Origin of the sequence: Aquimarina megaterium XH134 (assembly GCF_000520975.1) — a bacterium.
In the GTDB taxonomy this organism is placed as follows: Bacteria; Bacteroidota; Bacteroidia; order Flavobacteriales; family Flavobacteriaceae; genus Aquimarina; species Aquimarina megaterium.
The window spans coordinates 41507-55422 of record NZ_JACB01000029.1 but is presented as its reverse complement, the minus strand read 5'-3'; the positions used below and the strand labels follow the sequence as shown (position 1 = coordinate 55422).

Annotated in this window: 7 protein-coding genes; 3 read left to right on the top strand and 4 right to left on the bottom strand. The window is 34.0% G+C overall.

All coding sequences use genetic code 11. The features are described 5' to 3' along the window. Positions 1–92: 92 nt before the first annotated feature. The 3 genes from Z053_RS0114630 to Z053_RS0114620 all read left to right on the top strand — a co-directional run bounded on the left by Z053_RS0114630 (position 93) and on the right by Z053_RS0114620 (position 10659). Positions 93–3221: a T9SS type A sorting domain-containing protein gene (locus Z053_RS0114630; protein WP_025665755.1), complete on the top strand. Its 3129-nt coding sequence runs from the start codon at positions 93–95 to the stop codon at positions 3219–3221. 185 nt (positions 3222–3406) lie between these two features. Beyond that, on the top strand, positions 3407–9574 hold the full coding sequence (locus Z053_RS0114625) for an immunoglobulin-like domain-containing protein (protein WP_025665754.1): 6168 nt from the start codon (positions 3407–3409) through the stop codon (positions 9572–9574). A gap of 245 nt (positions 9575–9819) precedes the next feature. Beyond that, on the top strand, positions 9820–10659 hold the full coding sequence (locus Z053_RS0114620; protein WP_025665753.1) for a GIN domain-containing protein: 840 nt from the start codon (positions 9820–9822) through the stop codon (positions 10657–10659). Positions 10660–10783: 124 nt separating this feature from the next. Here Z053_RS0114620 and Z053_RS0114615 read toward each other — a convergent pair whose 3' ends face one another. The 4 genes from Z053_RS0114615 to Z053_RS0114600 all read right to left on the bottom strand — a co-directional run bounded on the left by Z053_RS0114615 (position 10784) and on the right by Z053_RS0114600 (position 13853). Further along, positions 10784–11179, bottom strand: coding sequence for an acyl-CoA thioesterase (locus tag Z053_RS0114615; protein ID WP_025665752.1), 396 nt, complete (start codon positions 11177–11179; stop codon positions 10784–10786). Positions 11180–11242: 63 nt separating this feature from the next. After that, on the bottom strand, positions 11243–12598 hold the full coding sequence (gene mgtE / locus Z053_RS0114610) for a magnesium transporter (RefSeq protein WP_025665751.1): 1356 nt from the start codon (positions 12596–12598) through the stop codon (positions 11243–11245). A gap of 81 nt (positions 12599–12679) precedes the next feature. After that, positions 12680–13546: a 16S rRNA (adenine(1518)-N(6)/adenine(1519)-N(6))-dimethyltransferase RsmA gene (gene rsmA / locus Z053_RS0114605; RefSeq protein ID WP_025665750.1), complete on the bottom strand. Its 867-nt coding sequence runs from the start codon at positions 13544–13546 to the stop codon at positions 12680–12682. Then, a complete protein-coding gene (locus tag Z053_RS0114600) occupies positions 13539–13853 on the bottom strand; it encodes a DUF4286 family protein (protein ID WP_025665749.1) in 315 nt (104 codons plus the stop codon). Before Z053_RS0114600 ends, rsmA begins: the two co-directional genes overlap by 8 nt. Positions 13854–13916 lie beyond the last annotated feature (63 nt).

The window sequence follows — 13916 nt, the reverse complement described above, 5'->3', positions numbered from 1 at the left end:
AAAGGCGGTTGTCTTTTATTTTTGTAATCGGTTTATAATTCAACCATAAATATCGAATAGTAAACCCCTTATAAATCTAAAAAGCCCCTTATATGAAAAGAAAACTACTCTTCAGTATTGCCATCTTATTCTTTTTTGGTAACACTTTTATATATGCTCAGACCTTAAACGAAACCTTAGGAACCGGATCTGGTGTAAGTATTACAACCGGAGATTACAATACCATGTATGGAGATAGTACGGGAACTGCACTAACTTCGGCCAGTCGATCAACCTTTGTAGGCTTTGGAGCAGGAAAAAATAACACAACGAGTGACAATACCTTTATAGGGTATTATGCCGGTCATGCCAATGACAGAGGTGAGGATAATGTTTTTATCGGTTTTGAAGCAGGTGCATTAAATAACCCTGAAGGTGGTAGTACACAGGTTGGAGATGACAATACTTTTATAGGGAGTGAATCGGGAGAGCGAAATACCACAGGGTACGACAATACCTTTATAGGTGAAGAATCTGGACAAAAGAATACTACAGGGTACGAAAATGTATTTATCGGTGAAGATGCAGGGTTTGATTTTACCACGGGATATGAAAACACCTTTATTGGACATCGGGCTGGAGCCGGAACCTCATTTAGAGCCGGAAGCACCGGGTATAAAAATACAGCTATTGGAAATGTATCTTTAGAAGACATTGGAGAAGGGCATCATAATACGGCTGTAGGAGATTCGGCCGCAGTTGATATCGGTGATGGAATTTATAATACTATGATTGGTGCAGCAGCCGGGGTAGCTACAGAGTATGCCAACTTCAATACGTTTATAGGAGCCATGGCAGGGTGGGATAATAACAGAACGAATAACAGGACAGATGCAAATCGTAATACTTATGTGGGGTATTTGTCTGGAGCTTCTAATCGAGAAGGGCAAGATAATGCTGGATTCGGGGCTTTTTCTGGCTACGGAAGAGCTCAAAGAACTACTGCTGGTGGAGAAGGATATACGTATTTTGGTGGGGATACAAGAAGATACAGAACAACATTTTTTGGATCTCAAGCTATTGCTGCCCAAAATGATGTGATTACCATGGGATATTATTCCTATAATGAAGGGCAGTATGCCATTGGAATCGGTAATCAAGGAGATATGCAAAATGCAGTGGGGGCTATAGGAATGGGACATCAATTTGGTACTACCGATAATTCTGATTATTCTGTAGGGATAGGATATCAAGCTAATATTGCACAATCCAATGCGATTGGTATTGGTCGATCAGTAGATGTAGATAATACTGAAGCCATTGCGATTGGGGCCAATGCAGTAGCACAAAACAATGGTGCTATTGTAATCGGAACTGGGGCTGCTTCTAATGATCTGATTGATAATACTGATGGAGACCCAGATGCTACAAAAAATATTGCAATAGGATATAATGCAGTTGTGAGCGGTAACAATGCTATTGCTATAGGAAATGGAGCAACAGCAGCAAATGATAACACTATGATACTAGGTGGGGCTACCAATCCCGTAAGTGTAGGGATCGGTACCGATGCTCCTAATACATATGCATCCTTAGACCTAACAGGAACCGATAAAGGGTTATTCGTAAATAGAATGACAACCGCACAACGAACAGCACTAGAACCAAGATTTCCAACACAGCCATCATCTAGAGGGATTAGAGAATCGGAAGAGGGATTAACGGTATACGATACCGATGAAAAAGCATTGTACTTTTGGAATGGAACCGAGTGGAGTAGCGCTATTAAAGATAATCTGGGAGATCATACGGCAACAACCATGCTTAACATGGCAGACAATGTAATTCGTTTTGATAATGGTGAAGATAATGGGATTGAATTTAATGGCCGTGACCGTTATAAAATTTCGTATGGAGGGAGTGCTAACTATGATTATGGTCCGGTAACGGGTGTGAGCATTAAAAATTCTATGAGTACTTCTACCGCAAATGGTTGGACCTGGGGACCTTATAACGCTGCCCCTGTAGCCGCAATAAGTACAGAAGGAAAAATGCAAATTGCGAATAGCCTTAATATTGCTGGAGCCTACGAATTTCCTATTGTAGATGGTACTGCTAATCAAGTGTTGACTACTGATGGTGCAGGTGCATTAACCTGGTCTACACAACTAGATAATCAAGAGCTTTCATTAAGTACCAATACGCTAAGTATTTCTGGAGGGACTGATACTGTGGACTTATCCGGATATTTAGACAATACCGATAATCAGGACTTAAGTTTGTCTTCAAATACCCTTAGCTTAACCAATGATGCAACTTCTGTAGATTTATCAAGCTATCTTGACAATACTGATGTCCAAGCGATATCATTAGCAACGAACACTTTGAGTATTACAGGTAATGCTTCTACAGTAGATCTTTCGGGATATCTTGATAATACCGATAATCAAGATTTAAGTTTGTCTTCAAACACGCTTAGTTTAACCAATGATGCATCTTCAGTAGACTTATCCGGATACCTAGATAATACTGATGCGCAGGACTTAGATTTGTCAGGAAACGTATTAAGTCTAACGAATGATGATACCACCGTAGACCTTTCATCATATTTAGATAATACCGATAGTCAAATCTTAACGCTTACTAATAATAACCTAAGTATCTCTGATGGAAATACTATAGATCTTTCTACCTATGTAAATTCTGATCAACAGGATTTAACATTGGCTACCCTAAGTGATACAAATCTTACTATCGAAATAGAAAACGGAGCCTCGGTTACTGTGGATTTAGCCCCTATAGTTTCTTCGCTGGAAACCAATCTTATTGATGCACAAAATGAGATTACGGATTTAGAAGAGGAAAATACTACACAACAAGCAGAGATTGATGAACAAAGATCTCAAATTAATGACTTAATAAATAGAATAGAAGCTTTAGAGGGGTGTGCCTGCGATACGAGTGGTAGTATTAATAAAGGAAACTCTCCTATATTGTATCAAAACATTCCTAATCCTTTTAATGGCACTACCTCGATTAAGTATTATTTACCAGACGGCATTAACAATGCTTCAGTTGTATTTAGCAATTCAATTGGACAATTGGTGTCTACAGTTGCCATTAAGGACAATGGAGATGGTGAACTTCATATTAATAGCGATGGGTTAGCTGCAGGAACATATTTTTATACCTTATATGTGGGTAGCCGAAAAATTGATACCAAAAAAATGGTGATAGAGTAGATTAATTATTCTTGATCATCATATACGTAGCCCTACGTAAATTGCTTTAAAAACAAGGGTTTGCCACTTTTTGCCACCGTTAAAATTATCTTAAAATCAGATAAATGATATATTATTGCAAAAAAAATCAAGAACCATTTTTGTGTTGCTCTTGAATAGCATATACAGTTTTAAAAGCCCCATATATGAATAGAAAATTACACCTAACTTTTTTCTTGTTATTTAGTTATGTCATAGTTGCCCAGGAAACTTATGTGCCTGATGATAATTTTGAAAATTATTTAGAAACACATGATGTTGATGGAAATGTTGTTGCAGTAGGAAATGCATCCAGTATGGGAAATGGTGTTGCTAATGACGATCATGTAACCACTTCAAGAATAGAAAATGTTACTGATTTAGATATTTCCAGATTATTGATCGCGGATGCCACGGGATTAGAAGATTTTGCTGCTTTACAAAATTTCACCTGTTTTGAAAACTCCATAACCAGTATTGATCTTTCTAAGAATACAGCATTACAAACGATTAATGTTGGCAAAAATAGCCTTACCAGTTTAGATCTTTCAGGAAATCTAATGCTAACTTCTTTGAGTTGTAGTCGAAATGAAATTACAACCTTAAATGTATCTCAAAATACGATGTTGGAAACTTTAGGTTGTAGTAATAATCAACTTAGTAGTCTAGATGTTACCAACAATGACGCTTTAAAGAACCTATATTGTTATAGCAATCCTTTAGGAAGTTTGGATGTAACAAAAAACCTGTTATTAGAAGATCTGGATTGTGTTGATAATCAGCTTACCGTTTTGGATGTTTCTCAAAATTTAGAATTACAAGAATTACAAGCTTATGAGAACTCGCTTACAAGTTTGGATGTGAGCAAGAATGTAAAGCTGGTTGAACTGTTTATAGAAGATAACCAAATCACCAGTTTAGATATTTCAAAAAACACTGTTCTAGAGGATTTGTCCTGTGCCTATAATGCCCTAACCTATCTTAATATCAGAAATGGGAATAATACGAATTTAAACCCTAACGATTTTGATATTCGTAATAACCCGGGACTTACCTGTGTCTCAGTAGATGATCCTACCTACGCTACTGCAACGTTTACAAGAAAAGATGCACAAACCGAATTTAAAACGTCTTGTACTAAAACCTATGTGCCCGATGATAATTTTGAAACCTATCTTGAAACACATAATTCAATAGGTGGAGTAGTGCCTGTTGGTGACCCAGCCAGTATGGGTAATGGAATAGCCAACGATGATTATGTTGGGACTGAGCAAATTCAAAATATAACCTATTTAAATATTTCTGATCAGGGGATTACAGATTTTACAGGTTTAGAGGGTTTTACTGCCTTAGAAACACTATTTGTATACAAAAATATCGTTTCAAGTATAGATTTATCTGCAAATAGTAATCTAATTGAAATCAATTGTTTAGAGATGAAACTTAACAGTATTAATATTTCAGGATTAACTTCTCTGGAAATATTAAGAGCTAGAGAAAACAATTTGACAACTATTGATTTGAGTTCTAATTTGGCATTGAAAACATTAAACTTAGATAAAAATAATTTTAGTACTATAGATATAAGTGCTAATACAGCACTTGTGGATTTTAGAATACGAGAAAATACATTAACAGCATTAGATATAACTACAAATACAAACTTAACAAGATTGTTTTGTAAAGATAACTCGTTGTCTAGCCTAGATGTTACTAACAATACACTCTTAGAAAACTTAAATTGTGGTAAAAATCAATTTACTACACTTGATGTTAGTACCCTTACTAATCTTACCGATTTATTTATCGAAGATACACCAGCGCTTACATCGTTGGATGTTTCTAATAATGGTAATCTTGAAGATATAGGAGTTGATAATACATCATTATCTTTTTTGGATTTATCAAATAATACAAAATTGATCGAAGTATATATTTTTAATAATAACCAGATTACCGAATTAGATTTTAGTAACAGCCCGGATCTGGAATATATAGAATGTAATGATAATGCATTAACAAGTCTAAATTTTAAAAATGGTAATACAGCTGTTTTAGATGAAGTATATGCTACAGGAAATCCTGATTTATCATGTATTCAAGTAGATGATCCAACAGCAAGTTATTTAAGTAGTTGGGAAAAAGATGCTATGGTTAGTTTTAGCGATGATTGTAATTGGACCTATGTACCCGATGATAATTTTGAAAACTACCTAGAAACTCACGATGCTAACGGAGGTTTTGTTTCTGTAGGAGATCCAACCAGTATGGGGAATGGAATAGCCAATGATGATTTTGTAAAAACAGCTAATATTGAAAATGTAATAAACCTATTTTTGAATTTTCAAGGAATTACAGACTTTACAGGAATTGAGGCTTTTGCTTCTTTAGAGTTTGTAGTGTGTTTTGGTAATGTAATAAATACAAGTTTAGACTTTACTAGTAACACAAGTCTGAAAAGAATTGATGCTTCTGATATGGAGTTAACCGGTATTGATATTACAGGATTAACTCTTTTGGAAAGAATAGATGTTTCACGAAATAATCTTACGAACATCAATCTTTCAACAAATACGGCTCTTAAAGATTTATTTATTTCTACAAATAACTTAATAGGGTTAGATGTAAGTAATAATGTTTTACTAGAAGATTTAGAAATTCATGAAACTACATTAAGTAGTATTGATATTAGTGCTAATGTAAATTTAACTAGAGTCTCAGCTTCCTTAAATCAATTTACTACATTAAATACGGAAAATAATATATTACTTGAAGATTTAAGTCTAGGTAGAAATCCGTTTACATCTTTTGATGTAAGTCATTTAACAAACTTACAAGAGTTAAATATAGATGAAACTAATATTACGTCAATTGATATTAGTAAGAATACAAATTTAACAGAATTTAGTGCAAGAGATATAGATGAATTGGTAGAGTTGAATGCTAAAAATGGGAACAATAGCAACTTTACAGAATTTAGGGTAACGGGTTGTCCTAATTTAACTTGTATTGAAGTAGATGATCCAACTGCAGGTTATTTGTCGGGTTGGGATAAAGAGGCCATTGCAAGTTTTGCCGAGTATTGTCGATTTACAACGATTCCTGATGCCAATTTTGAAGCTTATTTAGAAACACATAACGAGTTTGGAGGAAGTGTAGCTTTAGGAAGTGCAAACAGCTTAGGTAACGGAATTATTGACGACAATCTAGTACCTACAGCAAAAATTGAAACTATTCAATTATTAACACCCAGAAATGAAGGTATCCAAGACTTTACAGGAATAGAAGATTTTGTGAGTTTAATTCGATTTTGGATTGACGAAAACTCAGTAACCGATACGAGTTTAGACCTAACCAATAATACATTATTAGAAAGTGTAACTGCGGAGAATACAGGATTGACCAGTATTAATATTGCAGGATTAACGGTATTAGAAAGCTTAGCTGCAGCAAATAATAGTCTTACCAGTTTGGACATCTCAACCAATACTGCTTTACGATTTTTGGATGTAGCAGATAATAGCCTCACAAACTTGGATATAAGTGCTAATGATTTAACGAGTCTAACGGTTACTAACAATAACTTAGGAACTATAGATGTAACTAATCAAGCTAATTTGACATCTTTATATTGTGAAAATACCAGGATTACTGCACTAAATATTCAAAACAATCCATTGCTAGAAAATCTGGAATGTGGTAGTAATGGATTAAGTTCGCTGGATGTAACTCATCTTACCGATTTATTTTATTTGTCTTTTAGCGATACGAATATTGCAAATATCGATCTAAGTAACAATGCCAATTTAAGTAGACTGGAATGCGATGATACACCGGTTACCTATTTAGATTTAGTAAAACAAACCACCCTCGATAACTTATCCTGTAAAAATGCACAACTTACAGGCTTGAATTTAAGAAGTGGAAATAATGCAGATTTAGATAATATAGATGTTACTGGTAATCCAGACTTGACTTGTATCGAGGTAGATGATCCAACTGCTCCAGTAATAGCGGGGTGGTTAAAAGATGCCGCAGCAAGCTATGCAGAATTCTGTAGATTAACCTATGTGCCTGATGATGCTTTTGAGACTTTCTTAGAAAATCAAGGGTTTGGTAATGGAGTAATTGATGATTATGTATACACTGCATTAGTAGAGATTTCAGAAGGATTTAACCTGCATAATGGATTGGTTGCAGATATGACGGGTATCGAAGATTTTAGAGATATGTGGTTTTTAGGATGTCGTAACAATACTAATTTAACAAGTATAGACTTAAGTAATAATACTAAACTGAGTGTAATTACTTTAGCCAATAACAACTTAGCAAGTTTAGATTTAACAAATAATGTACTTCTAGAACAAGTATACCTCGACGATAATGCTAATTTAGGAGATGTAGATATTTCTGAACTTACTGCTCTAACTAATTTAAGCGTATCTAATACAGGTATTAATTCTATAAATATTTCTAACAATCCATTGTTAAGACAGTTAATCTTAAATGATAATAATTTTACAGAGTTAGACATTTCTGCATACCCAAGTATTGTACAATTACGTGTTGCTAATAACCAATTAACGTCCTTAAATGTTGCGAATGGAAATAACGATAATTTCACTTGGTTTGATGCTTTAGGAAATCCTGATTTAACATGTATTAAAGCTGATAAAGTAGTTCAGTTATATCCAGATATTTGGCAAATGGATGCTACGGCGAATTTTGCGATTTATTGTGATTTAACGTATATCGCAGATGCAAATTTTGAAAATTACCTAGAAACGCATGATGCCAATGGAAATGTAGTTGCTCTTGGAAACGCTACAAGTATGGGTAATGGTATTGCAAATGATAATCAAGTAGCAACTTTAAAAATTGCGAGTGTCGTTACCTTAAATATTGCTAGTCAAAACATAGCCGATCTTACAGGAATAGAAGACTTTACGGCACTAGAATCCTTAAACTGTGATTATAATGACTTAACTTCATTAGACTTAAGCAACAATACCAGTCTAAAAGTTTTAGATGCAGCAGAAAATGAATTTACATCTATAGATGTAACAGGATATCTATCATTAGAAGAAGTAAATTTACGTTCTAATTCCATTACAAATTTATTGGTTGATAATAACCCCAACTTAAAAAAGTTAAAAGTTGGTAAAAATGCACTTACAACATTAGACGTAACAGCTTGTAGTCAATTAGAAGAACTTGCTGTTCACCAGAATTTATTAGAATCTTTAGATGTTAGAAATGGAAATAATAACTTAATCACTGATTTCTTTGTTCTTTACAATCCTAACTTAACCTGTATTCAGGTTGATGATCCTACCGCTACTTATTTAAGCAGTTGGGAAAAAGATGATATTGCTAGTTTTAGTGAAGATTGTGTTACACCTGTAATTACTTTACTAGGAGGCAATCCTCAAGTAATAGAATTAGGATCAGGATATACCGAGTTAGGAGCTACGGTTGATGATGGAGTAACCAATGTAGTGATTGACACTTCCGATTTTCAGGATACAGTTGGTAGTTATACAATCAGATATAATGCTACCGATGCTTCGGGGAATGTAGCTATAGAGGTAACTAGAACTGTGAATGTAATCAATAGCTGTCCGATCGTAAGTTTACCAGCAAATAATTTTACAATCACTACCACAAGTGAAACGTGTACCGATAAAGATAATGGAACAATTGCTATTAGTGCTGTTACCGTATTAGATTATAACACTACAATTAATGGAGTAGAGTATAGTTTTACTTCTGCATTGACAGTAGATAACCTACCACCAGGTACTTATCCTGTATGTATTGCCATAGAAGGCTTTGCAAGTTGTGAACAATGTTTTGAAATGGTTATTGAAGAAGCAGAGAGTTTAACAGGGAAAACCGAGCTACTTGCAGAAGCAGGAACTGCAAAAGTAAATGTTGAGGTAACTACAGGTACGGCGCCCTATATTGCGAAGATCAATAACAAAATAGTAGGAGAGTATACAACGAAGAATTTCATTCTAGATGTACAACATGGGGATGAGTTAGAAGTGTCTTCAAGTGTAGATTGTGAAGGCAAACTATCTACCAAAGTTAGTTTGTTTGATCAAGTAAGTATTGCACCCAATCCAACGAAGGGAGATGTTATGCTTACTCTTCCCGATACTCAGTTGCAAACGATAAATGTGTCGATGTATAATGCATTAGGGACTCAGGTTTCTTCTGGGGAGTATATTATTACCTCAGGACAAGTAATATTACCTATGAAGCAATTACCACAAGGTATTTATTTTGTGTCAATTGATCATAGAGCTACGTTTAAAATTGTGAAACAATAAAGAGAAAACCTTCATTTTTATCATTTCGACTTAACTGACCCTAAACCTGGTCCAAAGGTTCAATGTGATCGTAAAGAATAAAGAAATAGGAAATGAAAAGTATGATGATATATAGCTTTAGTAAGATACTGCTTAAAGAATATTTGGTAGTAAAATAAAGCTTCAGATTTTTTTTAAAGGATTCAAATGTGACTTTTTAAAAAAACGGTGTCCTATATTATAAAGACACTTAAACACAAATTGAAATGAGCCTTAAAATAAAAAAATCAATATGTATAGTTGCTTTATTATCCTTTAGTATATCCGTTTTTGCACAAAAAAAACCAAAAATTAAAGGCAACAGAGTTGTAAAAGAACTTACCAAAGGTATTCCTGAAACATTTAATACTATCGAAATTGATGATGAATTAAAAATAATTTTAAATCAAAATGATCAAAATGAATATTACCTAAAAACTGATGAAAACCTAATTGATATCGTTCAGTTTAAAGTAACAGATAGTGTATTAAAAATATATACAACCAATAGAATTGTGAGAAGTAGAAAACTAGAAATTAGTTTAAATGTAAAAGAGATAGAACATATTATACTTAAAAATAATGCTAAAATAAAAAGTGATAAAAAATTATTTTCTGAAAAACTATTTATCACTGGTTATGATTCTAGTTATTTGGATTTGGATATAAAAGCAGATGATGTTAGAATTACTTTATATGATAAAGTGAAAGGGAAAATCAAAATCAAATCAAAAAATGCAGCAATTACTATGAATGGCAAAACAGACCTTAAAGCGTATGTTATTACAGATAAAGTAAAAGTTGCCATGACCAAAGCTGCCGAATTAAATATGGATGGAGATACAGATTATGCTTCTTTTGATGTTAAAGATTCATCAAAACTTAAGGCAAAAAAAATGAAAACTTCTTCTACAGACCTAAATACTTATAATTCTGCAGATGTATACGTATACGCTAAAAGAAATTTAGAGCTTTATGCTCAAGGAAAAAGTATAGTGTATGTATATGGTAATCCCGAATTAGATGTTAAAACCCTTACTGATCGGACTAAAATCATAAAAAAGTAATTAACACTACATTAAATTATTTTTTATTACCAACTATAACTTGACTTGACGAAGGAGGATGCTTGATTTATCAGACATCTTCCTTTTGTTTATAGTCGATAAAGTACCAACCAAAATACTATATTTAAAGAAACAAAGAAGTGATTTCATCTGGGATCCTTGCGGGCCTTAGTGTCTCTTTGTGTAAAAAACACCAACTTGTCTTTGCAGAAACTAATACTTTTTGAGTGGTTGTATTTATAATTTTAGTATGACGCTCACTCCTAACACCTCTATAATTATCGATCCAGGTTTGTAGCGTGACTTCATCATTTTCAAAAGCAGGACTATGATATTCTATATAATGATTAAGAACTACCCAAACATAAGTATTCCTAATGCCTTCATTGGTTCTGGATTCCCAATGCTTTTTGGCAACATCTTGTACCCATTGTAGATACACTACATTATTTACATGATCCATCTCATCTATTGCAGATTTTGGAACAGTAAAATGGAATTCAAAAATTTCGGATTTCATGAATAGGAGAGTTGAACAGATTAAAAGTACGACTATTTTAAAATTTGAGAGAAGATTTGTGATCTAAAACCCTAAAATAAGTTTTGCAATATAAAAGAATAAGAAAATCCCAAAAATATCATTACTGGTTGTAATAAAAGGACCTGTGGCAATTGCAGGATCAATACCTCTTTTATCCAAAATAATAGGAACAAAAGTACCAATAAGTGCTGCTACGATAATGACACTCATAAGTGCTGCTGCTATTGTTAAGCTAAATGAGATTTCATACTTCATAATAAAACCAAAAAGAATAATAAGTAGCGCCAATGCAGCACCATTAATTAAGCTAAGACTTACTTCTTTCAGTAATCGATTTAGTAAGCTTCCTTTTACTACATTATTTGCCAAGCCTTGTACTATAATTGCAGAAGATTGTACACCTACGTTTCCTGCCATAGCGGCAATTAGTGGTGTGTAGAAAAATAGATCTCTAATTCTTGGATTGGTCATTACATCTTCAAAATCCTGCATAATGAATACACTTCCTAATCCTCCAAAAAGGCCTAAAATCAGCCAGGGTAATCGCGCTCTGGTAAGCTCCCATACATTATCATCTGCTTCTACATCTTGCGAGATACCAGCTGCCAACTGATAATCTTTTTCTGCTTCGTCTTTTATAAAATCTACGATATCATCAATGGTCACGCGCCCCATCAATATACCTTCATTATCTACAACAGGAATAGCTTCAAGATCATATTTTTGCATAATACGAGCAACTTCTTCCCCTTCGGTGCTTACATCTACATAATCTACTTTAGGGATATATACTTCACTAATATGAGTTTTTGCAGATGCAGTAAGTAAATCTTTGAGTGATAGCCTTCCTTTTAGTTTACCTTCTTTATCTACAACATAAATAGAATGTACCCGAGTAACATTTTCTGCCTGTCGTCGCATTTCTCGAACACAACCAGCTACGGTCCAGGTTTCTTTTACCTTTACAAGTTCTTTGGCCATTAGTCCACCTGCAGTATCTTCATCATAGGTGAGAAGTTCTTTAATATCTTCTGCACGTTTTTCATCTTCTATCTCTGCAATTACTTTTTCTGCCCGATCATCAGGAAGCTCGGCAACGACATCTGCAGCATCATCGGTATCCATTTCTTCCAACTCTTCTGCAATTTCTTTGGCAGAAAGATTCTCCAGAATACGCTCACGAAAATCCTCCTCTAACTCCATAAGAGCTTCAGAGGTTTTTTGACTATCTAGTAATTTAATAAGATAAGTAGCTTCAGATAAGCCAAGTTCACCAATAATTTCTGCAACATCAGCAAAATGTATTTCACTAAGCATTTCGCGCAGACGAGTATCACCTTCTTCACGGATAAGGCGTCGTACCTGTTCGATTAACTCATTAGAAACTTCAAATTGCATATACTCAGTATTTAGTGATCCCCGCACAAACGCTCACAAAGATAACCAAAGAATTTAATTGAACTTTAAGAGCGTGTTAAATCACTTAACTTGTTGTTTTTCAATCAATAATGTTAATTCTGTGAATTGATCAACAGATAATTGTTCTGGGCGTTTATTCAGGATTTCTAATGCTTTAATCTCATCATTCAATTCAAAAGTTTTGAGGCTGTTTCTTAAGGTTTTACGACGTTGCCCAAAAGCAGTCTTTACAACTCTGAAAAATAATTTTTCGTCACAAGGTAGGGCATATTCATTTTTTCTAATCAATCGCAATACCCCACTATCTACCTTAGGAGGAGGATTAAAAACATCGGGAGGAACAGTAAATAAATATTCTGCATCATAAAATGCTTGAGTAAGTACCGAAAGAATACCGTATGCTTTACTACCAGCTTTTTCGCAAATACGTTGGGCAACTTCTTTTTGAAACATCCCCGTAAATTCAGGAATTCGATCTTTGTTTTCTAATGTTTTAAAAACAATTTGTGTAGAAATATTGTATGGAAAATTACCCGTTATTGCAAATTGCTCTTTATTGAATATAACATCCAGATTAAATTTCAGAAAATCGGCCTCTATTACTCGAAACGTAGTGTTTCCTCTTAATGCTTCTGTATGCTCGAGATGAAAATTAGTGTTAAGATATTCGATCGACTCCCTGTCTAGATCCATAGCGATAACATCAATATCCTTTTGAAGAATATATTTGGTAAGAACTCCCATCCCAGGGCCAATTTCAATAACATTTTTATAGCCTTGCAAAGTAAGAGTGTCGCCAATCTTTTTGGCGATGTTCTCATCCTTTAGAAAATGTTGCCCTAGGTGTTTTTTTGCCTTTACTGCAGTTTTTTCGAAAGAAGATGTAGGGTTTGAATTGTATTTTTTATTTTTTTTTGGTTTACCCATTCCGTTCACTTACAATTTCTAACTCTGTTCTAAACGCTACAAATTTACCAGTAAAGCGATTAGATTTTGACCTAAGGCGATCTGCATCCTCATCATAGTATTTTTGTAAAGTTTCTCTATTGCTTGTAGTATATTGTACAGAATAGGTGATACCTCCCATTTCTTCTTCTACCATTACCTTGGTCATTAATGCTTTACTAAATTTTCCTGTAGAAAGCATATCTGGTATATGTTCTTCTTTCATCCAGTCCAACCATTCGTCATGGATGGTTTCTTCTATATTTATGGTAACGTTATATATGTACATGTTTATTAGTAATGTTTTTGGAAGTCGTATTTAGTATAATGATCAAGGCGCAAAGTTACAAAG

Bases quoted from the DNA above. Each gene is read 5' to 3' on its own strand.
- Z053_RS0114630 (WP_025665755.1), top strand. From the start codon at position 93: ATGAAAAGAAAACTACTCTTCAGTATTGCCATCTTATTCTTTTTTGGT.
- Z053_RS0114625 (WP_025665754.1), top strand. From the start codon at position 3,407: ATGAATAGAAAATTACACCTAACTTTTTTCTTGTTATTTAGTTATGTC.
- Z053_RS0114620 (WP_025665753.1), top strand. From the start codon at position 9,820: ATGAGCCTTAAAATAAAAAAATCAATATGTATAGTTGCTTTATTATCC.
- Z053_RS0114615 (WP_025665752.1), bottom strand. From the start codon at position 11,179: ATGAAATCCGAAATTTTTGAATTCCATTTTACTGTTCCAAAATCTGCA.
- mgtE (WP_025665751.1), bottom strand. From the start codon at position 12,598: ATGCAATTTGAAGTTTCTAATGAGTTAATCGAACAGGTACGACGCCTT.
- rsmA (WP_025665750.1), bottom strand. From the start codon at position 13,546: ATGGGTAAACCAAAAAAAAATAAAAAATACAATTCAAACCCTACATCT.
- Z053_RS0114600 (WP_025665749.1), bottom strand. From the start codon at position 13,853: ATGTACATATATAACGTTACCATAAATATAGAAGAAACCATCCATGAC.